Source organism: Aeromicrobium panaciterrae (assembly GCF_039537165.1).
Classification (GTDB): Bacteria; Actinomycetota; Actinomycetes; order Propionibacteriales; family Nocardioidaceae; genus Aeromicrobium; species Aeromicrobium panaciterrae.
In genome coordinates this window covers 343,223-363,488 of sequence record NZ_BAAAZZ010000002.1, presented here as the reverse complement: position 1 = coordinate 363,488, position 20,266 = coordinate 343,223, and the positions used below count along the sequence as shown (strand labels likewise).

Sequence of the window (20,266 nt, the reverse complement as noted above, 5' to 3'; positions counted from 1 at the left end):
CCGTGACGTCGAGCGTGCCATGACGGAGCCCCCGGACCAGCTGGTCCGGGGGCTCCGTCATGTGCGTGCGGGTGTCACTCGGCCATCACGGGGGCGGTAGCCGGTGCCGCAGCAGCCGGGGGTGCCACCTTGTTGACGCGGATGAGCGCGATGGACGCGATGAGTGCCAGAGCTGCCGCGACGATTGCCGCCTGGAAGGCGTGCTGCTGTCCGGTCACGAAGACGTCCGCCTGTCCCGCCGCGGTCGCAGCGCGTGCTCCGAGCTCGGTGGCGCGGTCGGCCGACGCGTGGGCGAAGACCGTGCCGAACGCCGCGAGACCGATCGCCCCGCCGACCTGCTGACCCGTGTTGAGCAGGGCGGACGCCAGGCCGGTCTCGTGCGGCGCCACACCGTTGACCGCGGTCATGGTCAGCGGAACGAAGCTGCATCCCATGCCGACGCCGAGCAGCAGGAGGGAGCCCAGGAAGGGCCAGTAGCTGCTGCTGGCATCGAGGTGGGACATCGCGACCATCGCTGCGATCGCGAGGATCGGTCCGGCCGTCAGGAACGGGCGGATGCCCAGGGTCGGGATCAGCCTGCGTACGACCACGATCGACATGAACATGATGGTCACGGGCATCGGGAGGAATCCGAGTCCGGTGTGGAACGGGCTCCAACCGTGCACGTTCTGCTGGAACTGCGCCATGAAGTAGAACGTCGTGAACATGGCTGCTGCAAGGAACAGCATGATCAGGTAGGCGCCGGTGCGATTGCGGTTGGAGAAGATCCGGAACGGCATGAGCGGATGGGTCGAGAAGTGCTCGATGAGTCCGAACGCGACCAGCAGTGCTGCCGCGATCGCCAGTGTCACGACCGTCGTGGTCGAACCCCAGCCGTCGCTCGAGGCCTTCGTCAGGCCATACACCAGGGTCGACATGCCGGCCGTCACCGTGAGGGCTCCCGGGAGGTCCAGCTTCTTGCCGGAGCCCTGCGACTCGTTGAGGACCCGCGGGGTGAGAAACAGGACGAGTGCGCCGATCGGGGCGCTGATGAACAACGCCCAGCGCCAGCTGGCGTAGTCGGTGAGCACGCCGCCGAGCAGGAGTCCGAGGGCGCCACCTGACGCACCCATTGCCGCGAACACGCCGAAGGCGCGGGATCGGGCCCCCGGCTCCGTGAAGGTCGTCGCGAGCAGCGCGAGGGCGGTGGGTGCGGCGATCGCGCCGCCTGCACCCTGCGCCGCACGGGCGATGATCAGCATGGTCTCGCTGTTGGCGAATCCGCCGACGAGGGAGGCGCCGGCAAACAGGCCGATGCCGATCATGAACATGCGGCGGCGGCCGAAGAGGTCACCGGTACGACCGCCGAACAGCAGGAGCCCGCCGAAGGCGAGCGAGTAGGCCGTGACGACCCAGGTGAGGTTGTCCAGCGAGAAGTCGAGGTCGTCGCGGATGCTGGGCAGCGCGACGTTCACGACAGTCGCGTCGAGGATGACCATGAGCTGCGCGACGCAGATCACGGCGAGGGCGAGGCCGCCGTTGCGGCTTGCCTGGGCGGGTGGTGTTTCGGTCATGGGGAGTCTCCGTCAGTCTGTGGTCGAGATGGGTCGTGGGGGCCGGCCGAGCACGGGGAGCAGGACGCTGCCGGCGACCTGTTCGGCGTACGTCCGGCCGGCTGGTTTGCCGGTCATCAGGGCGCGCTGCAGCATCAGCGAGGGCACGAGACTCGCGGCCATGGCCACGTCGATCTCGGGGCCGAGGTCACCGCGCCGCTGGGCGCGTTCGAGCATCTCCGAGATGAGGGCGATGCGCGGTTCGGTGAAGCGCGTCTTGAATGCGTCGAGCAGCTCGGGCTCGCGGGGGAGTGCCGAGCAGATGCTCAACATGACCTGTTGCAGCCGCTGTGACTTCGGGCTGCACGACGCGGCGATCAGCTCCTCGACGTCGCCGTCGAGGGAGCCGGTGTCGATCGTGTCGACGGCGGGCTTGAGCGTGGCCATCGCATCGATGACCAGCTCGGCCTTGCTGCTCCAGCGCCGGTAGACCGTGGCCTTGCCGACACCCGCGGCAGTGGCGACGCCCTCCATCGAGAGGCGGTCGTAGCCGTCACGTACGAGTACGTCGATCGCGGCGTCGATGATCGCCTCGTCGCGGCTCGGGTCGCGGGGGCGACCTCGGCTCGGCTCTTCCGCGATCGCGGTGTCGGTGGTGGACATGTGTACGAACGTAGCACGATACGGAACGGGTTCGTATCGTAATGCTCATCACACGGACCGACGGGAATATGGGGAGCTCCTCCCGATGTCGCGTCTCTTGCTCTTCGCGAGTGTTGGAGCACGGCGGCACGACGTCGCTGACACTTCGACACAAGGAGCAACACCATGAAGCGATTCATCATCGAGCGTGAGATCGAGAACGCAGGCGACCTCACCGTTGACCAGCTGGCTGGCATCGCGCAGACCTCGAACGAAGCCGTCGCGTCGCTTGGTGTGCCCTACACCTGGGTCAACAGCTATGTCGCGGGCGACAAGATCTACTGCGTGCACGAGGCAGAAGACGCCGAGACGATCCTCGAGCATGCCCGTCGCGGTGGCTTCCCGGCCAACAAGGTGACCGAGGTTGCCAACGAGTTCGGACCCCAGTCCGCTCAGTCGGCGGCATCGTGAGCCGTCCGACCACCGCGGCGGCGCGACGGGAACCCGGCCGGACCTTCGGGTCCGTGCCGGTTCCTGGCTGTCCTTGCAGCAAGAATTGACCGTGCGTCAACCGATTGGCAGTCTCGATGGGCGTCCCTACACTGAAGCAGTGCAGCTGCTCGAACGTGAGAACGAGCTGGCGGTTCTCCGGGCCGCGCTCGACGGGGCCGTGCAAGGACAGGGCTCCGGGATCGCCCTTGCCGGAGACAGCGGGTTCGGCAAGTCCACGCTGATCGAGGCGCTGTGCCGTGAGATCGCCGGGGTCAGGGTCCTTCGTACCCACTGCGACCCGCTGGACACTCCTCGCCCGCTCGGCCCGTTCCGGGACCTGCGCGAGCTGGGCCTCCTGGGTCTGGGCCGCGGAGAGGACCTGCTGCTCGCCGACTTCTGCGAGCAGGTGTACGCCGCGCTCGCCGCAGAGCCAACCGTGCTGATCGTCGAGGACCTGCACTGGGTCGACGCCGCCTCGATCGACGTGCTGCGATTCCTCGCGCGCCGCATCGAGTCGATGCCGGTGGTCCTGATCGTGAGCTATCGCGACAGGGAGATCGGGCCACGACACTCTGCGCGACGGCTGCTCGGCGACATCGCCGCCCTCGACGGAATGAGCCAGCTGGTTCTGAAGCCGCTCTCGGTCGCCAGCGTCCGCCTGTTGCTCGAGGGCACGAGCCTCGAGGCCGAACGCGTGCACGCCATCACCGGAGGCAACCCGTTCTTCGCCGCCGAGGTCGCCAAGGAGCCCGACCTTCCGTTGCCGACCTCCGTTCGCGACGCCGTGCTGGCGCACACGGCCGACGTCACCTCGCACGACTTCGAGGTGCTGCAGCTCGTCGCCACCGCCCCGGATCGGCTGGACGACCGTGCCCTTCCCCTGCTCGGTGTCGACCTGCCAACGCTGCGTCGACTCGACGCCACGGCGTTGCTCAACCGCATCGAGGACGGCATCGTCTTCCGGCACGAGCTCGCCCGGCAGGCGATCGAGAGCACCATCCCGCCCGGCGGCGGTCCTCGTCTGCATGCTCTGCTGCTCGACGCCCTCGAGCAGGTCGACTCCCGCGATCCCGCCGTGCTCAGCCACCACGCTGTCGGTGCACGAGATGCCGAACGTTCGAGGCGCTACGCACGTCTGGCTGGTGAGGACGCCGCCCGAGCGGGTGCCCACACCGAGGCTGCGGCATTCTTCGCGACAGCGCTTGAGCACCTCGACTTCGAGGACCCGCGCGAACGGGCCGGGTTGTTGCTGGAGCTGTCCTACCAGCAATACATGACCAGTCGACTGGTCGAGGCGATCGACAACGTCCGGGCGACCTTCCCACTCTGGGAGAAGGTCGGCGATGCGACGGGCCTCGCGGCGGCGCACGAAGCAGTGGCGCTCTACGAGTACTACAGCGCACGGCGCCATCAGGCAGAGACACATTCAGGCCGTGCGGCTGAGATCGCATCGGCGCCCACGGCCGGACTGGCCTTCGGAACCGCGCGCGCACTCCAGGGCTACCTGGCGATGATGCGGTCTGAGATCGACGAGGCTCGACAGTTCTTCGCCGAGGCCACGGAGGTCGCCGCCGAGCACGACGACGGTCTGCTCTCGCTGAAGAGCGGGTTGTTCCGCGCCACCACCGAGCTGGTCTTCGAGGAGGACGGTGCCCGTACGAGCCTGTTGGACCACATCGACGCCGCCCGGGACGGCGGGTGGGACGAGCTGGCCTCGACCGGCTACTCGCAGATCGCGAATCTGGACGTCGAGCACGGACGATTCAGGGCCGCAGAGAACCTGCTCCAGCTCTCGATCCCGTTCACGGTCGAGCGCGACATCCCGATCTGCCGGCACTGGCAGACCGCGGTGCGCTCGCGGCTCCACTTGCACCAGGGGCACTGGAACGCCGCACTCGAGGATGCTGCAGACGTTCTGGGCAGTGAGGGCATGCCCCTGGCCAAGCTCTGGCCTTACCTGATCAAGGTGCTCGTTCCCCTGCGTCGGGGCGACGAGGCCGACCTTGCAGCGCTGGACGAGGTCTGGGCGCTGGCCGATCGCATCGACGAGCCACTGCGTCGACTCGGGGTGCTGACGGCCCTGGCTGAGGTGTCTTGGATGGCCGAGAAGTCCGACGAGCGCGTGACGGGCTTCGCGGTCGACCAGCTTGCTGAGCTGTCGTCACGACCCGGTGCGAGCTGGGGTGCCGGACAGCTGGCCGTATGGCTGCGCCGGCTGGGTCTTCCGGTGGACGCCAACCACCAGCTGGCCGAGCCGTTCCAGCTCACCCTCGAGGGTCGTCACGCCGATGCCGCTCGCTGGTGGAACATGGCCGGCGACCCGTTCGCCGAGGCGATGTCGTGGTCCGATTCCACCGACACCGGCGACCGAGTCCGCGGGATCAAGCTGCTCGACGGCCTCGGTGCCATCGGCACGGCTGACCGGCATCGGGTGGTCCTGAGGGCCGAGGGTCATGCAGCGGTTCCGCAGCGTCCACGCGAGAGCACCCGGGCAAACCCTGCCGGGCTCACCAACCGACAGCTCGAGGTGGCCAAGCTCGTTGCTCGCGGTCTTTCGAACGCCGAGATTGCCTCGAGGCTCTACATCTCACCCAAGACTGCCGACCACCACGTCTCGGCGATCCTCGCGAAGATCGGTTTGCCGACCCGGCGCGCGGTGGTCGTCCAGGCGGCTGAGCTCGGCCTCGTCTGAGGCCGGACGCCCGTAGCGGAGAAACCAGATCAGCATGAACGCCGTGCTCATCTGGTTGAAGGCGTGCAGGAACCAGACCGGCCCGAGCGGAAGGCTGAGCACGTAGATCGAGTAGACGACGTTGCCCGCGTTCGCGAGCACCAGGTTGCCGAGGCTGTACGAACCAAGGTCGCGCGTGCGCAGCGCCTTGGCGAGCATGGGCAGCGTGCTGCCCGCAAAGATCGCCGTCGAGACGACCCCTGCGAGCACCGGAAGGCTGGTCGAAGTCATGTCTTGACGTTAGAAGTCGAGGTGCCGACCGGACATCGGAGCGACTCCCCATCTATCGGGAGGACTTCGAGGAGAATGAGCCTCGGCCAGGCCCACCGGCGTTTGCGGCAGTCTGGGCGGCCTTCACGGCTTGAGCGCAGCCAGGACCGTCTTCTGGATCAGCCCTGTCGCGTCGCCCTCGCGGATGGCGCCTCGGTGCACCGCGCCGGACGCCGCGTGGATGACGGCCTGGATCGTGTCGAGCTGCCACGGGACCGGCACGTCGGTCCGGAAGCTCCCGTCCTTGCGCCCGCGCCTCAGCAGTGCCTGAACGCGTTGTGCCGGCTGCTCGTGCGCGTCGCGCAGCTCGGCCGGCGCGAGCGCTGACTCGGCCGCGACGACCAGTCCGCCGAACTGGTGTGTCACGTGCCACGACGCCTCGAGCAGGCGGGACATGGCCTCGGCCGGGTCGCCCGTGAGATCGACCGACTCCAACGCGGTGTTGCTCGTGGCGAGCGCGTCGGTCACGACCTCGCGGATCAGGTCGACCCGGGAGCCGAAGTGCGCATACAGCGTGACTCGGCCGACCCCGGCCTTCTCGGCGATCTCGCCCAGCGTCGCGGCCGGGTCGACGGCGAGACAGCGGGTGGCCGCCTCGATGATCGCGGCGCGGTTGCGCCGGGCATCGGCTCTTTGCGTCGTCTCGGCTGACGTGGTCACGCCTGAAACTATACACGCGTGTATGGCTTGTGGTACGACTAAACCATACATAGGTGTTCGACTTAGGAGGAAAGCATGAGTACGCAGCAGTCGATGGTCGCCGTCGAGACGAAGCGGCAGTCACGCCTCGTCGTGAGTGCGAAGCACTTGGGCGAGATGCTGGTCGCGATGTTCCTGGGCATGGTCACGCTCTATCCGGCCTGGCTCGCCGTCGTGGGGACGTTCGACCTGACCTGGCTCGACGGCATCGAGGTGCGCATGATCGCGATGGCCACCGCGATGACGATCCCGATGGTCGCGTGGATGCTCCACCGCGGTCACAGTCGTGCGTCGTCGGTCGAGATGGGCGCGGCGATGTACGCGGCGTTCGCGCTGCCGATGCCGTTCGTGTGGGTCGGTGTGCTCGACGAGATGGCGCTGATGGTCATCGGCCACGTGCTGATGGTGGTGTTCATGCTGGCGCTCGTGTGGCGCCACGCCGGCGAGCACCGGCACTGACCTGTCAGCGGTTGTCAGGCGTGGCAGCGCGATGACAGCGGCCTGCAAGGCGCGGGGATCACTGTGGATCCATGACCAGTACCGCCACAGTCTCCCAGCCCCGCACCTACACGTCGCTTCGCGCCGCGTGGATCCCGCTTGCCGCCCTCTGCCTTGCGTTCTTCGTCGAGATGGTCGACAACACCCTGCTGACGATCGCGCTGCCGACCATCGGCCGTGACCTGGGCAGCGGCACGACCGCCCTTCAGTGGGTCACGGGTGCGTACTCCCTCACATTCGGTGGGCTGCTGCTCACCGCCGGCTCGATGGCCGACCGGCTGGGACGCCGACGCGTCCTGCTGGTCGGCCTCGCCGTGTTCGGCCTGATCAGCCTCTGCGTCGTCGCAGTCACCAGTGCCGGCGAGCTCATCGCCCTGCGCGCCGCGCTCGGCATCGCCGCAGCCATGATGGCGCCGATCACCAACTCCCTCGTCTTCCGGCTGTTCGACGAGCAGGCCCTCCGGATGCGGGCCATGACGCTGATGATCATCGTCGGCATGTCGGGCTTCATCCTCGGACCGGTCCTCGGCGGCACCGCCCTGGCGCACGTGCGCTGGGAGTGGCTGCTGGTGGTCAACGCCCCGATCGCGCTGATCGCGTGGTTCGGAGTACGCAAGGGCGTACCGGCCGATCGTCCCGAGGACCTCACCGACGACACGCTGGACGTGCCGGGTGCCGTGCTGAGCATCGTCGCGATCGGTCTCGCGTGCTTCTCGCTGACCAGTGGAGTCGAGCACGGCTGGCTCTCCGTGATCACGCTCGCGTCGATCTTCGGCGCACTCGCAGCGGGCGTGGCGTTCGTCCGGCACGAGCGTCGTACGGACTCGCCCATGCTGGACCTCGGGTTGTTCTCCAACGGTACGGTCCGCGGCGCCACCATCGCCCAGCTGGGCACGGCGATCGCAATGGCCAGCGTGATGTTCGGCCTGATCCTGCACTTCCAGTACGCGTACGGCTGGAGCCCGGTGCGTGCCGGCCTCGCCAACCTCCCGATGATCGTCACGATGATTGCCGCGACGCCGGTGTCGGAGTGGCTTGCCAAGCGGTTCGGCCACCGGATCGCCTGCCTGGTCGGCGCGGTGCTCCTTGCCGGCGCCCTTGCGGGCATGTCGTGGGGCGTCGAGCACGGCTACGCCGCCATTGCGGTGTCGATGGTGATGATGACGGTCGGCCTCCGCACGGTCATGACGATCTGCGCGGTCGCCCTCGTCGATGCGATGCCCGCCAACCGTACGTCGATCGGCACGGCGCTCAACGACACGGCGCAGGAGGTCGGCTCGAGCGTCGGGACCGCGGTCGTCGGCACCATGATCGCCGCGCTCGTCACGACGCAGCTGCCTCCCGGCACGTGGAGCAACGAGCTCGTGCAGTCCTTCTTCCACGGAGAGCGCATCACGTACGCCGTGCTCGCCGTGCTGGTCGGTGCGATCGCCGCGTTCGGCTCGCTCTCGCTCACCAGCTCGCGCTCCACCGAGGAAGCGCACTGAGCGTCGGATGTGGTTGGCTGTCGACGTGAATGAGAACACGTTGCAGTCTGCGTTCGACCGCTACCTCGCCAAGGTCGAGGAGATCTGCGAGACCAAGGACTGGTCGGCATTCGCCGACATGTTCACCGAGGACGCGACCTACAGCGAGCACGCATATGGCGAGTTCTCGGGCCGCGAGGAGATCCGGCCGTGGATCATCAAGACGATGACGACGTTCCCGGGCAGCGAGATGACCGGCTTCCCGCCGGCCTGGTCGGTGCTCGACGTGCCGACCAACCGCGTCATCTGCGACATCCGCAACATCATGCGTGACCCGGGCGACGGCTCGGTCCACGAGGCCTCCAACATCACGATCCTGACATTTGACGACGAGGGTAACCTCGTCCGCGAGGAAGACATCTACAACCCGCAGAAGTTCGCCGACATGACCCGAGACTGGTGCCGCGTCGCCGATGCGCACGGCACCCTGAGCGACATCGGCAAGAAGATGCTCGCAGCTCTCGGAGGCTAGGCCTAGGCTCGAGCCATGAGTGACTGGCGCAGCACGACCGTCGAATCCCTGCGACACCTGATCCACCAGGCGGCCCCGGGCATCACGGAGGAGGTCAAGTGGGTCAAGGCCTCCAACCCCGACGGCGTGCCGACGTTCTCGCTGTCTGGACTCGTGTGCACCGTCGAGACCTACAAGGACAAGGTCAAGGTGACGTTCGCCCAGGGTGCGTCGCTGCCTGACCCGGCAGGCCTGTTCAACGCCAGCATGGATGCGGGTACGCGACGGGCCATCGACATCGCCGAGACGGACGAGCTCGACGAGGCCGCATTCGGAGACCTCGTCAAGAGCGCCGTCGCCCTCAACCAGACCTGACTACGCGACCTCGCGCATGATGACCGCGACGGCGTCGACGAGGTGGTCGCCGAGCTCGTCGTAGCCGAATGCGCCCATGCCCGACTGCAGCAGCGCGCCCGTGAGTGCGAACGACAGCGTCATGACGATCTGTGGTGGCAGGCGAGCCTCGGGTCCGACGGCTTGGCGGAACTGCACGGTGCACCACATGCCGATGTCGGCGCGTACGCGGTGCACCTCGGGATCCCCTGCGAGCAGGGCCTTGTGCACGGCGGACGTGAGCTCGGGAACGCTGGCGACGACGTCGGCCAGGTGGCGTACGAGCTCCTGCAGGCGGCTCATCGGGGTCGGTGCCGTCAGCTCGATCTCACCCTGCTGCTCAATGACCCGCCAGAAGAGCTCGGCGAAGAGGTGATCCTTGGACGAGAAGTAGGTGTAGACCGTGGCGGGGGAGACCCCGGCGCGTTGGCCGACGGCACGCATCGCGAGGTCCTCGTGCCCGACCTCCTTGAGCAGGGTCATGGCCTCGGCATACAGGCGCTCGACGGTGGCAGCCTGCTTGTCGTTCAGGCCGCGACGTGGAACCGAGACGGGACGATTCATCCGAGGTCTGGGCCCCTCATGCGACGGAACCGCCCAGATAGGCCGACTCGAGAAGTGTCGGGTCTGCCGCGAGCTCGGCTGCCGTGCGGTCGAGGACGACCTCGCCGTGCACCAGCACGAGGGCCCGGTCAGCCACCTCGAGCGCCAGGTGTACGTGCTGCTCGACCAGGACGACGACGGCGCCGGTGTCCTCGGCGACCCGTCGGACCGTCGGCATGAGCTCCTCGACGATGATCGGCGCGAGGCCCATCGTCATCTCGTCCAGGAGCAGCACGCGCGGTTCCTGCATGAGAGCGCGTGCCACCGCGAGCATCTGCTGTTCACCGCCCGAGAGGTTGCCTGCCGTGAGCTTGCGCCGGGTGGCCAGCGCCGGGAACCGGTCGAACGCGCTGTCCACCGTCGTGCCGTGACGTCCGCGGGCGGCGAGCAGGTTGTCCTCGACCGTCAGCGCGGTGAACAATGCACGGTCATCGGGTACGAGGACGATGCCGGCATCGGAGGCGTCGGCAGGGCGTCCGTTCTTCACGGTCTGACCCGCGACGCTCACGCTGCCGTGGAGCGCGGGCAGGAGTCCAGCCAGCGTGTTGAGCAGCGTCGTCTTGCCGGCGCCGTTCGGGCCGAGTATTGCGACGACGGATCCGCCGGCCGCGGTGAGGTCGAACCGGCGGACGACCTCGATGCTTCCGTAGCCGGCCCCGAGACCGGAGCAGACGAACATGTCGTCGGCGGGGCCCTGGACCGAAATCGTGCGATCTTCCGTGACCGTCATGAGACGACCTCCTGCTCGGCGTGGGCTGAACCGAGGTAGGCCTCGGCGACACGGGAGTCGGCGCGGATCGCAGACGGTGTGCCGTGCGCGATGACCTCGCCGAAGTTGAGCACATAGATGTCGTCGCACAGGTTGAGGACCAGGTGCATGTCGTGGTCGATCAGCAGGATCGTCACGCCGCTGTCGCGGATGTCACGAAGTCGCTCACCCAGCCATTGGCTCTCCCGGCTGTCGAGGCCGCCGGCGGGCTCGTCGAGCAGGAGCACCCGCGGGTTGCCGATCAGGGCGCGCGCCACCGAGACGACCTGGCGTCGTCCCTGAGACAGCTCCGCGACGGGCAGGTCGGCGACGTCGGCGAGACCCAGCAGCTCCAAGGTCTCTGTGACGGTACGCGGTGAGCGACCCACGGCTGCGGCGGCGCCGACGACAACGTTCTCCGTGACGGAGAGGTCCTCGTACAGCTCGGCGTGCTGGAAGGTGCGTCCCAGGGCATGGCGGACTCGTTGGTGTGGGGCCCGGCCCGTGAGGTCGTTCCCGTCGAGGCGGACTGAGCCGGTGCTCGGGGCGAAGCCGGACAGCGCGTCCAACAGGGTCGTCTTGCCGGCGCCGTTGGGGCCGATCAGCCCGACGATGGTGCCGGCCCGTACGTCGAGGTCGACACCGTCGACCGCGACGACTCCGCCGTAACGGACAACGAGATCGCGCGCCTCGAGGACGACGTCGCCGCCGACCACAGGTTCGCGCGCGGTCAGTCCCCCAACGGCTACGCCCTTGTTGTCGGGGGGACCCCCATCGCCGTCGAGAGGCGCGGGCGCAGCGACGACAGGTGCCTTGTCGCGGCGCCGTTTCTGGAGTCGTTCGTGGATGGGACCGACGACGCCCTCGGGATTGCCGATCAGGGTGAGGATCAGGCCGAGACCGGCGATGACGGCGAACCACTCGCCGCCGAGCCCGCCGACCTCGTTGAGCACGAGCGGGACCATTCCGCCCACGCCGATCAGGCCCGCCGCGACACCGCCGGAGATGCTCGTGATGCCCGCGAGGTAGGCCGTGGCGAACAGGGTCAGCCCGATGAACGTCGAGAAGCTGACGAAGGTCACATTGCCCTGGAAGTACGCCAGCATCGATCCACCGAGGCCGGCGATGAACGAGCCGATCGCGAACGCGATGAGCTTGACTCGGACGACGGCCACACCAGCACCCGCCGCCGAGCGTTCGTTGGCGCGCACCGCCAGCATCTGCGAGCCGAGCCGCGACATGCGCAGCTTGGCGACGCCCACGCCGACCAGCACGAGGATCGTCAGCACCAGCAGCGCGAACTGGACGCGTGGGTAGTCGAGGCCGACACGCGACCTCAGGTCGAGTCCGAAGAGCTCAGGTCCGACGACGTCCTTGCCCGAGCTGCCGACGTAGTCGGAGTTGGCGAACCAGAACGCCTCGAGGGCCACAGCCGTGGCGAGGGTGACGATTGCGACGGGCAGGCCGCGTACGCGAAGTGCCGGCAGGCCGACGACCACGCCGACCACCGACGCGATGAGCGCGGCTGCGAGCGGTGCGAGCGGGAACGGCACTCCCCAGCTGTCGGTGAGTGTCGCCAGCGAGAACCCGGCGACCCCCGCCAGGGTCAGCTGCGCGAACGAGACCTGGCCGGCGTAGCCGGTGACCACCACGAGCGAGAGCGCGATGATCGCGAAGATCAGGCTGGTGATCAACGCGACCAGCCAGTCGCCGCTGAACACGAACACCGCAGCGACGCCGGCGGCGGAGCTGATGAGGGTGGGCAGGGCGATCGACTGCGGTCGCGGAGCGCGACCGAGGGACGGTCGCAGGTTGAGGCCGCGGCTGGGAAGCGGCTTCGCGCGAGCGACCAGCACGAACAAGATGAGCAGCAGCACGACGAGCTCGCTGCGCCCCGAGGTGGGCAGCCACGTCCAGGTGCCTGCGAGGTAGGTCAGGTCGGACTGGATCATGCCGATGGCGATGCCGGCGACGACTGCCGGCAGGATGCGGTCGAACCCGGCGACGACCGCGGCAGCCAGCGCCGGCACGATCAGCAACGTGAACGAGTTGGGTGTCAGCGGCAGGATCGGCGCGATGAGGATGCCGGCGATCGCCGCGACGGCGCCCGAGATCATCCAGTTGGCCGCCGCGATGCGGTCAGGCTTGATGCCGCTGACGTATGCACCCTTCTCGCTGTTGGCGGCTGCACGGGTGAGCAGTCCGAAGCGGGTGAACGTGTAGGCGGCTGCCAGTGCGGCCGCTATCGCGAGGATGATGAGCGCGAACCAGACCCGGTCGCTGGTGACGTTGACGCCGCCGATCTTCCAGCTGTCGACCGGGAGGATCGGCATGGTCTGTACGCCGTCGACGCCGATGCGGATCGTGAAGAGGCCGGACAGGACGAGCATGACGCCGATCGACGCCACGGCCTTGCCGACGGGCGGCACGGCTCGCAGCGGCCGGAACACGAGCAGATGGATCAGCAACCCGGTCACGGCACAGATCGCGACCGAGATCGCAGCGGCAGGCAGGAAGCCGAGCTCGGTGCCGATGTCCACGGTCTTGGGCAGGCCGGGAATCGGCACCAGGAGCTCTCCGCGACGCAGGAACGCGTACGTGTAGGCGCCGAGCAGTGCCAGGGTTCCGGAGCTGAAGTTGATGACCCCGCTGGAGCGGTAGGTCACCACCAGGGTCATGGCCAGGGCGGCATAGATCGCGCCGTTGGCCAGGCCGAACAACAAGAAGACGATGTGCTGGTCCATGAGACTCCCTCCAGAGCTTGGGCGGGCCGGACCGAGGTCCGACCCGCCCGCCGCATCAGAGCAAGGCCTCCGTGGTGGCGAAGCCCTTGGCGTTGAGCGTCGCGGCGATGGTGCGCGCGTTGCACACTCCCTGCAGGACCGCGACGGCCTTGCCGTCACAGTTCAGGGTCAGACCCGGCGCGAGACGCATCGGAACGGCCTTCGGCATGTGCTTCATCGCCGCGATCACGTCCTTGGCGGACGTGCCTGCGCCGGGCGTGAGGTTCACGGACTCCACGAAGCCGAGGAACGTCTGGTACGCCACCTGCCCGCTGTCGGCGCCGGTGTCGATGTCCTTGCCGAACTTCTTCATGATCGTGGCGAACTCCGACAGGCCCTCACGCTCGGGGATGCGGGTGATCGACGACATCGTGGTCACGCCCTTGAGCCCGTTGGGGAGGCTGTCGATCTGGTCCTTCTGGAACGCCGAGATGTTCGTGATCATCGGGCCCGTGAATCCCAGCTGGTTGAGCGACTTGATGGCCCGGGTGACGAAGGCGTTGTCGCCCAGGATCGTGAAGGCATCCGAGCCGTTGTTGATCGACTGCTGGATCGCAGACGTCGGGTCGGCGACCTGCAGCGACAGCGGGACCATCTCGAAGCCGAGTCCCTGTGCCTTGAAGAGGGGCTTGGTCAGCGCTTCCACCGGGCCGGTGGCAGCAGGTGCGTCGACGACGATGAAGCCGCCCGTCTTGGCGCCGTTCTTCTTGATCAGTGCTGCGCTGGCGGTGGCGATGGCGAGCGGGTTCTGGAACACGAAGCCGGTCGGGCTTCCCATGATCTCTGCGTCAGCCGTCAGGGAGACGATGAACGGGACCCCGGTGCCCTTGAGCGCCTCGAAGATCGCGTGGTCCTGCCCGGTGACACCGGTCGTGACGGCGACGACCCCCGCCTTGGCGAGCTTGACGGCGCACGCCGTGGCGGTGGCCGGGGTCGCCTCGGTGGAGCAGGTGACGAGCTCGATCTTGTTGCCGCCGAGTCCGCCGAGGTACTCGTTGGCGTACTCGGTCGACGCCTCAGCGGCGGCGATGGCGTTGCCGAGCGCGCCGGATCCGGCTTCGGCGTCACCGATGAAGCCCACCTTGACAGGCGCGCCGGTGGCCTTGTTGACGGTGCCGAGGTCCACATCTGCGGTACCCGAGTCGCCTGCATCCGAGCTGCCCCCACAGCCAGCGAGCGTCAGCGCGACGCTGACTCCGATCGTGAGCACGGCCATACGGCCATAGCGTGTCGTGAGTTTCATGGTCTCCCTCATGTTTCACCGACTGCCGTCTGGCAATCGGGCTCCCTCCGGTCCCCTCGAACCGGTCTCCGACTCCCTCAAGCCGGAACGTGACCTGGGTCACGCGTGACTGGCATCCTGACACCCGTTCAGACACGGGTCAATGGTTTCGGCCAAATCATCTGGGTGCCCAGAACCAATGCCTGGTGGCGATCAGTCCAGAGAGCCCGTGACGGACTCGGCGTCGGCCCAGCGCGGGATGATGAACAGTCCGTTCGCCTCGACGGCGGGGACGTCGCTGTCGGCAGGTCGGATGTGCGCCGCCACGGTGACCTTGCGACCCGACATGGCGGTGATCCGTCCCTCCATGTGCACGCGGCCGAGTGGCAGCGGGTGCACGTAGCGCAGGGTGAGCGTGCCGGTGACGATCAGCTGGGTGTGCCGATTGCTCGCGGTCTCGCCCATCAGGTGGTCCAGCAGGAGCGAGGAGACACCGCCGTGGACGCAGCCGGGAGGACCTTCGTACGCGACACCGAGGTCGACGTCGGAGCTGACCAGGTCGTCGTCGCTCCATGACAGGACGACGGGCGGCGCGATGGCGTTGCGCACTCCGACGACCGCATTGCCCCAGTTCCAGGAGCGCCCGTCCGCGTTGTAGTGGATCCCGGCGGGCTCCGGGGGAGCGTCCTCGGCCAGGATCTGCGTCGCCTGCTGGATCAGCTGGCGCGCCTGGGCGACACGGGACTCCTCGACGCGGGTGCGGATCGCGACATCGAGGACGCCGCGGATGTCGTGGGTCAGTTCGCCGTACAACGCCTCCGCTGCCTCGACCGCGGCGGTCGACAGCGGTGACTCGGAGAACGACATCGATGAAAGGCTGGTCACGTCAGAACTCCTGGACCGGGGTGATGGGGATGGCCCGGCGGCCCTCGAACGCGAAGTCGGTGCCGGTGCTGAACTTGGCAATGACCAGCTCTTGCGCCTCGGGAGCCGGCTCGTCACGTCGTACGACGGTCAGCACCCACTCGTCGTCGGCGAGGGGTTCGACCTCGACGTCGAGATGCGGGTCGAGCACGCGTACGACGGCCTGCAGCGGTTCGTACCAGCCGGGCCCGCAGAGCGAGATCCATGCGTCGTCGTCGTGCGCCGGTGACGGCCGTACGACGAGCGTGTCGTCGAGCTCTGCCGTCACGTAGGCACTCGGGTTGAGCATCGGGTGCAGGGCGAGCAGCTGGAGCGCGCCCTGCTCGTCCTTCGGCACGTCGAGCGCCCGGGCGATCCGGTAGGCCGACATCGCCGCCGAGCCGGTGGTCTGCTTGCGGCGGATGTCGAGGGCCTGCTCGGGCGTCGCGGCACGTGCCTCGAGGGCGAGGACGAAGCTGTTGTCCAGGAGGGCCATCTGCAGGCACACCTCGTCGGCGATACGGATCAGGGCCGATCGTGAGAACGCGGCGAAGTCGAGGTCGGACAGCAGAGGTCCGGAGTAGTCGCCGACGCCCTGGTCGGACTGGTCGATCGGTGCCAGCTCGACCTTCGCGGCCCGCGACGCGGAGTTGACCGCGACAGCCGGGATCGGCTCGGCCGCGGGGTGGGAGTCGTCGATGATGACGGTCCATGCGCACGCCGGCGTACGGCCTGCCGGCACGCGAGGCGGCCGATGGATCGGGCGTACCTGGGCCTTCGGGTTCGAGGCGACCGCCGTGGCGTCGAACGTGGGGTCCTCGATGTCGTGGCACATGCCCTGGACGTACTCCTCGCCCATCGGCTCGACGTCCATCAGCGCACCGCAGTGGTCGAGGTGGAACTCGCCGTGATGGGGGTCGTGGACGGTGTAACGGAAGTCGAGGAACTGTGGGGGTGCGCCGATCTCGAGCTGGATGCCCTTGAAGATCGTGACCACGTCGCCCTGTCCCTCGACGGCGGGCGCGAATCCCAGTGCCCGCTGCATGCGACGGGTGTAGATCGGACTCGCGCCGGCCCACTCCTCGATCGCGATCTGCAGCATCTCGTCGCGGCCGAAGGCGCTGATGCACCACGCCATGCCGGAGCGGTCGATCAGGTGGCCGGCCAGCAGGAGCTCGGGGACCAGGATCGCGAGCTGCCCACGCGTCAGGGCGGCGTAGCGGCTGGTCGGCAGCGCCGTGCCGTCGTGCTCTCGCTGGCGCTCGGTCACGCCGTCAGGCCCATGCGCGACGACAGCTTGTCGAGGTAGGCCAGCACCTTGTCCTCGTCAGAGTCGGGCACGCCCCAGATCAGCTCGGTCGCGCCGGCAGCCATCCAGTCGGCGAAGTCCTGGGGCTCGGGCTTCTTGGCGACCAGGATGCGGACGTCGGGCTCGCCCTCACGGCCGGCGTCTGACCACTCCTTGCGGAGCAGGTCGGCCTTCGCGGCGGTGTCGGTCTCGATCGGCGTGGTCATCCAGCCGTCGGCGTTCTGGGCGATCCACTTCATCGTCTTGGGGCCACCTCCGGCGCCGATGATCACCGGGATGCGGCCCTGCGGTGGCTTGGGGTAGGCCCAGCTCTTGCCGAACGAGACGAACTCGCCGTCGTACGAGGCCTCCTCCTCGGTCCACAGCGCCCGCATGGCCTCGAGGTACTCCTTGAGCACGGTGCGCCGCTTGGTGGCGGGTACGTGGTGGTCCGTCAGCTCGTCGGTGTTCCAGCCGAAGCCGGCGCCGATCGTGAGGCGGCCGTCCGACAGGAAGTCGAGGGTTGCCAGCGTCTTGGCGAGGGTGATCGGGTCGGACTCGACGGGGAGCGCGACCGCGGTCGACAGGCCGATCGTGGTGGTCATGGCGGCGCAGGTCGCGAGCGTCGTCCAGGGATCGAGCGTGCGCATGTAGCGGTCGTCCGGGAGCTCCTCGCCGCCCGTCGGGTGCAGCGCCTCGCGCTTCACCGGGATGTGGGTGTGCTCGGGCACGTAGATCGTGTCGAAGCCGCGCTCCTCGGCGGCCTTGGCGAGGTCGGCCGGCCTGATGCCGCGGTCTGAGGTGAAGAGCACGATTCCGTTGCGCATGGACTCACTGTAGAACGTGTTCTAGTATCTCGGAACACTTGGCTGGACACTTGTCCGGTTTTCGACGGGAGCGCTCAGATGACCACAGCCACCGAGTTCAACATCGGCCTCGCGCACGAGCTGCTCGCGGAGTCGCTTGCGGACAAGGAGGTCCTCGTCTGGCGTGATCGCCGCCTGACCTACCGCGAGCTGGGCGAACGGAGCCGCCGGCTCGCGACGTACCTCCACCGGGCAGGACTCGGAGCGCACACCGAGCGGGCCGACCTCGCCAACCACGAGTCGGGCCAGGACCACGTCGCGCTCTACCTCCACAACGGCACGGAGTATCTCGAGGGGATGCTGGGCTGCTTCAAGAGCCGGTGCGCCTCGATCAACGTCAACTACCGGTACACCGGTGAGGAGCTGCGCTACCTGTTCGGCAACGCCGACGCCAGGGCGGTGATCTATCACGGCGCGTTCGCCCCCAAGCTCGCCGCGGTTCGCGACGCGCTGCCCGACCTGGAGGTGCTGCTCCAGGTCGACGACGGATCGGGCAACGAGCTGCTTCCGGGCGCCGTCGACTACGAAGCGGCACTGGCATCCGTGCCCGACGAGCTGCCGGATGTCGGTCACTCGCCGGACGATCTGTTCATCCTCTACACCGGTGGCACGACCGGAATGCCCAAGGGCGTCCTGTGGCGTCAGCACGACATCTTCATGTCGGCGATGGGGGGCCAGGTGCCGGGTGTGTGGGACGCGATCTCGACGTACGACGAGTTCGTCGAGCGAGCCGTTGCCGGCGCGGCCTCGGACGGCACGATGGTGATGGTCCCGCCGTTCATGCACGGCGCCGCACAGTGGTCGTCGTTCATCATGATGGCCGGCGGCACGAAGATCGTGATCCCCGACGAGAACACCCACATGGACGCCGCCGACATCCTGCGGACGATCGACCGTGAGGGCGCGGCAACCATCACGGTCGTCGGAGACGCGGTCGTGCGCCCCCTGCTCGACGAGATCAAGACCGGGCGCTACGACCTCTCGTCGCTGGTGATCGTCGGCAACGGCAGTGCGGCCCTGACTCCCGAGCTCAAGGAGCAGCTGCTCGAAGAGCTGCCCAACATCTTCATCAACGACTCGATGGGTGCATCCGAGACGGGCGCCCAGGCGAGCCACCTGTCGGCCAAGGGCAATGTCTCCACGGGCAAGTTCAGCACCGGCCCCGGAGCTGTCGTGGTGAACGAGGACATGACGGCCCTGCTCGAGCCCGGCCACGACGGGATCGGCTGGCTCGGACAGTCCGGGTGGGTGCCGTTGGGCTACCTCGGAGACGCCGAGAAGACCGCCAAGACGTTCCCGACGATCAACGGCACGCGGTACGCCGTGCCGGGCGATCGCGCACGACTGCTCGAGAACGGTGACGTCGAGGTGCTGGGTCGTGAGTCGGCGACGATCAATACCGGCGGCGAAAAGGTGTTCGCGGAGGAGGTCGAGTCGGCCATCACGAGCCATCCATCCGTGCGCGACGTCCTGGTCGTCGGCCGCCCTCACCAGCGGTGGGGCAAGGAGGTCGTGGCGGTGATCCAGCTCGAGGAAGGTGCCGTGATCTCCGACGCCGAGCTCGCCGAGCACGCAGGGGAGCGTGTTGCGCGCTACAAGATCCCGAAGGCGTGGGTCTACGTACCGCAGATCCAGCGATCGCCGTCCGGCAAGGCCGACTATCGCTGGGCGCACGCCATCGCGGTGGGGGAGCAGTCATGACGATCCTGCAGGCCGAGGACCGCGACCGCGTACGCACGCTGACGCTCAATCGCCCCGACGCGCTCAACGCGTTCAACGAAGCCTTGTACGACGAGCTGACCGAGGCGTTACGTGCTGCGGCTGCAGATGACGCCGTGGCGGTCGTGCTGCTGACCGGCTCGGGTCGGGCGTTCAGCGCCGGCACGGATCTGGCCGAGATGGCGGCTCGCGTCAGCGATCCCGGCTTCGTCCCCGGCACGCACGGTTTCACCGGGCTGGTCGACGCGCTCGAAGAGCTCGACAAGCCGTTGATCCTCGCGATCAACGGGCTCGGCCTGGGCATCGGCCTGACGATCATCGGATTCGCCGACCTGGCCTTCATGTCGACCGAGGCCAGGCTCAAGTGCCCGTTCGCCAGTCTCGCAGTCGCCCCCGAGGCGGCGTCGAGCTACCTCTTGCCGCACCTCGTCGGTCGGCAGAACGCGGCCTGGATCCTCATGTCGTCGGAGTGGATCACGGCTCCCGAGGCATTGGAGATGGGTCTGATCTGGCGTACGTGTGAGCCGGAGTTGCTGATGGCGGAAGCGCGGGACCACGCCGTACGTCTTGCCGCCCTGCCGATCTCGAGCTTGCGTGCCATCAAGCGGACGATGATCGAGCCTCTGCGCGAGGGCATTGCCGATGCGCGTCGGCGCGAGAACCAGTGCTTCGCCGACCTCATGGGAGGACCGGCCAACACCGAAGCGCTCACCGCATTCGCCGAAGGCCGTGCCCCCGACTTCACCAACCTCCCAGCGGGTTGGTGACCGGCGCGACTCAGCCGTCACTGGCGGGTGTGGCGCTGTTGTGGAGTTCAAGAGCGCAAATACAAGGGCGCGGGTTCGGTCTGTGGACAGCCTGCAATGGCGGCTGACTTTGTGGACAAGAATCTTCGATTTT

Annotated in this window: 19 protein-coding genes; 8 read left to right on the top strand and 11 right to left on the bottom strand. The window is 67.9% G+C overall.

Going from position 1 to position 20,266, the window contains the following annotated elements:
- Positions 1-74: 74 nt before the first annotated feature.
- Together ABD683_RS02270 and ABD683_RS02265 are read right to left on the bottom strand one after the other, a co-directional pair.
- On the bottom strand, positions 75-1,553 hold the full coding sequence (locus tag ABD683_RS02270) for an MFS transporter (RefSeq protein ID WP_344766933.1): 1,479 nt from the start codon (positions 1,551-1,553) through the stop codon (positions 75-77).
- Between the two features lie 12 nt (positions 1,554-1,565).
- Entirely contained in the window at positions 1,566-2,195 is a 630-nt protein-coding gene (locus ABD683_RS02265; RefSeq protein WP_344766932.1) for a TetR/AcrR family transcriptional regulator, read from the bottom strand.
- A 165-nt stretch (positions 2,196-2,360) separates the two neighbouring features.
- Between ABD683_RS02265 and ABD683_RS02260 the strand changes: the two genes are divergently transcribed.
- On the top strand, positions 2,361-2,645 hold the full coding sequence (locus ABD683_RS02260; RefSeq protein WP_344766931.1) for a DUF4242 domain-containing protein: 285 nt from the start codon (positions 2,361-2,363) through the stop codon (positions 2,643-2,645).
- A 139-nt stretch (positions 2,646-2,784) separates the two neighbouring features.
- A complete protein-coding gene (locus tag ABD683_RS02255) occupies positions 2,785-5,358 on the top strand; it encodes an ATP-binding protein (protein ID WP_344766929.1) in 2,574 nt (857 codons plus the stop codon).
- Here the strand turns inward: ABD683_RS02255 and ABD683_RS02250 are convergent.
- Entirely contained in the window at positions 5,254-5,628 is a 375-nt protein-coding gene (locus tag ABD683_RS02250) for a hypothetical protein (RefSeq protein ID WP_344766927.1), read from the bottom strand. The two genes, ABD683_RS02255 and ABD683_RS02250, sit on opposite strands and share 105 nt — an antisense overlap.
- Positions 5,629-5,751: 123 nt before the next feature.
- Positions 5,752-6,327, bottom strand: a complete 576-nt coding sequence (locus ABD683_RS02245) for a TetR/AcrR family transcriptional regulator (RefSeq protein WP_344766925.1) — start codon at positions 6,325-6,327, stop codon at positions 5,752-5,754.
- A gap of 75 nt (positions 6,328-6,402) precedes the next feature.
- Here ABD683_RS02245 and ABD683_RS02240 point away from each other — a divergent pair, with 75 nt between their 5' ends.
- The 4 genes from ABD683_RS02240 (at position 6,403) to ABD683_RS02225 (ending at position 9,216) form a co-directional block, all read left to right on the top strand.
- Positions 6,403-6,825: a hypothetical protein gene (locus ABD683_RS02240; RefSeq protein ID WP_344766924.1), complete on the top strand. Its 423-nt coding sequence runs from the start codon at positions 6,403-6,405 to the stop codon at positions 6,823-6,825.
- A 71-nt stretch (positions 6,826-6,896) separates the two neighbouring features.
- Positions 6,897-8,351, top strand: a complete 1,455-nt coding sequence (locus ABD683_RS02235) for an MFS transporter (RefSeq protein ID WP_344766922.1) — start codon at positions 6,897-6,899, stop codon at positions 8,349-8,351.
- 25 nt (positions 8,352-8,376) lie between these two features.
- Positions 8,377-8,862: a nuclear transport factor 2 family protein gene (locus tag ABD683_RS02230; protein ID WP_344766921.1), complete on the top strand. Its 486-nt coding sequence runs from the start codon at positions 8,377-8,379 to the stop codon at positions 8,860-8,862.
- 15 nt (positions 8,863-8,877) lie between these two features.
- Complete coding sequence (locus ABD683_RS02225; protein ID WP_344766919.1) at positions 8,878-9,216, top strand: DUF1801 domain-containing protein; 339 nt, start codon at positions 8,878-8,880, stop codon at positions 9,214-9,216.
- Here ABD683_RS02225 and ABD683_RS02220 read toward each other — a convergent pair whose 3' ends face one another.
- The 7 genes from ABD683_RS02220 to ABD683_RS02190 form a co-directional block, all read right to left on the bottom strand.
- The gene (locus ABD683_RS02220; RefSeq protein ID WP_344766917.1) at positions 9,217-9,798 is read right to left on the bottom strand and encodes a TetR/AcrR family transcriptional regulator; all 582 of its coding nucleotides are present in this window, start codon (positions 9,796-9,798) and stop codon (positions 9,217-9,219) included. It lies immediately after the preceding gene.
- Between the two features lie 16 nt (positions 9,799-9,814).
- A complete protein-coding gene (locus ABD683_RS02215) occupies positions 9,815-10,567 on the bottom strand; it encodes an ABC transporter ATP-binding protein (RefSeq protein WP_344766915.1) in 753 nt (250 codons plus the stop codon).
- Complete coding sequence (locus ABD683_RS02210; RefSeq protein ID WP_344766914.1) at positions 10,564-13,329, bottom strand: ABC transporter permease subunit; 2,766 nt, start codon at positions 13,327-13,329, stop codon at positions 10,564-10,566. The genes ABD683_RS02215 and ABD683_RS02210 overlap by 4 nt, the downstream gene beginning before the upstream one ends.
- A gap of 55 nt (positions 13,330-13,384) precedes the next feature.
- Positions 13,385-14,611, bottom strand: a complete 1,227-nt coding sequence (locus tag ABD683_RS02205) for an ABC transporter substrate-binding protein (RefSeq protein ID WP_344766912.1) — start codon at positions 14,609-14,611, stop codon at positions 13,385-13,387.
- A 192-nt stretch (positions 14,612-14,803) separates the two neighbouring features.
- Positions 14,804-15,475 (bottom strand): PaaI family thioesterase, encoded by a 672-nt coding sequence (locus ABD683_RS02200; RefSeq protein WP_344766911.1) that lies wholly within the window; start codon positions 15,473-15,475, stop codon positions 14,804-14,806.
- A gap of 1 nt (position 15,476) precedes the next feature.
- Positions 15,477-16,763 (bottom strand): hypothetical protein, encoded by a 1,287-nt coding sequence (locus tag ABD683_RS02195; RefSeq protein ID WP_344766910.1) that lies wholly within the window; start codon positions 16,761-16,763, stop codon positions 15,477-15,479.
- Positions 16,760-17,608: an LLM class F420-dependent oxidoreductase gene (locus tag ABD683_RS02190; RefSeq protein ID WP_344766909.1), complete on the bottom strand. Its 849-nt coding sequence runs from the start codon at positions 17,606-17,608 to the stop codon at positions 16,760-16,762. The genes ABD683_RS02195 and ABD683_RS02190 overlap by 4 nt, the downstream gene beginning before the upstream one ends.
- 78 nt (positions 17,609-17,686) lie before the next feature.
- On the opposite strand from ABD683_RS02190, the gene ABD683_RS02185 reads away from it, so the two are divergent.
- A complete protein-coding gene (locus ABD683_RS02185; RefSeq protein ID WP_344766907.1) occupies positions 17,687-19,348 on the top strand; it encodes an acyl-CoA synthetase in 1,662 nt (553 codons plus the stop codon).
- Positions 19,345-20,133 (top strand): enoyl-CoA hydratase/isomerase family protein, encoded by a 789-nt coding sequence (locus ABD683_RS02180; protein ID WP_344766905.1) that lies wholly within the window; start codon positions 19,345-19,347, stop codon positions 20,131-20,133. Before ABD683_RS02185 ends, ABD683_RS02180 begins: the two co-directional genes overlap by 4 nt.
- Positions 20,134-20,266: the final 133 nt, after the last annotated feature.

Coding starts and splice junctions, on each gene's coding strand:
- ABD683_RS02270 (WP_344766933.1), bottom strand. CDS start 1,553: ATGACCGAAACACCACCCGCCCAGGCAAGCCGCAACGGCGGCCTCGCC.
- ABD683_RS02185 (WP_344766907.1), top strand. CDS start 17,687: ATGACCACAGCCACCGAGTTCAACATCGGCCTCGCGCACGAGCTGCTC.
- ABD683_RS02180 (WP_344766905.1), top strand. CDS start 19,345: ATGACGATCCTGCAGGCCGAGGACCGCGACCGCGTACGCACGCTGACG.
- ABD683_RS02225 (WP_344766919.1), top strand. CDS start 8,878: ATGAGTGACTGGCGCAGCACGACCGTCGAATCCCTGCGACACCTGATC.
- ABD683_RS02220 (WP_344766917.1), bottom strand. CDS start 9,798: ATGAATCGTCCCGTCTCGGTTCCACGTCGCGGCCTGAACGACAAGCAG.
- ABD683_RS02260 (WP_344766931.1), top strand. CDS start 2,361: ATGAAGCGATTCATCATCGAGCGTGAGATCGAGAACGCAGGCGACCTC.
- ABD683_RS02215 (WP_344766915.1), bottom strand. CDS start 10,567: ATGACGGTCACGGAAGATCGCACGATTTCGGTCCAGGGCCCCGCCGAC.
- ABD683_RS02265 (WP_344766932.1), bottom strand. CDS start 2,195: ATGTCCACCACCGACACCGCGATCGCGGAAGAGCCGAGCCGAGGTCGC.
- ABD683_RS02240 (WP_344766924.1), top strand. CDS start 6,403: ATGAGTACGCAGCAGTCGATGGTCGCCGTCGAGACGAAGCGGCAGTCA.
- ABD683_RS02250 (WP_344766927.1), bottom strand. CDS start 5,628: ATGACTTCGACCAGCCTTCCGGTGCTCGCAGGGGTCGTCTCGACGGCG.
- ABD683_RS02235 (WP_344766922.1), top strand. CDS start 6,897: ATGACCAGTACCGCCACAGTCTCCCAGCCCCGCACCTACACGTCGCTT.
- ABD683_RS02190 (WP_344766909.1), bottom strand. CDS start 17,608: ATGCGCAACGGAATCGTGCTCTTCACCTCAGACCGCGGCATCAGGCCG.
- ABD683_RS02210 (WP_344766914.1), bottom strand. CDS start 13,329: ATGGACCAGCACATCGTCTTCTTGTTGTTCGGCCTGGCCAACGGCGCG.
- ABD683_RS02205 (WP_344766912.1), bottom strand. CDS start 14,611: ATGAAACTCACGACACGCTATGGCCGTATGGCCGTGCTCACGATCGGA.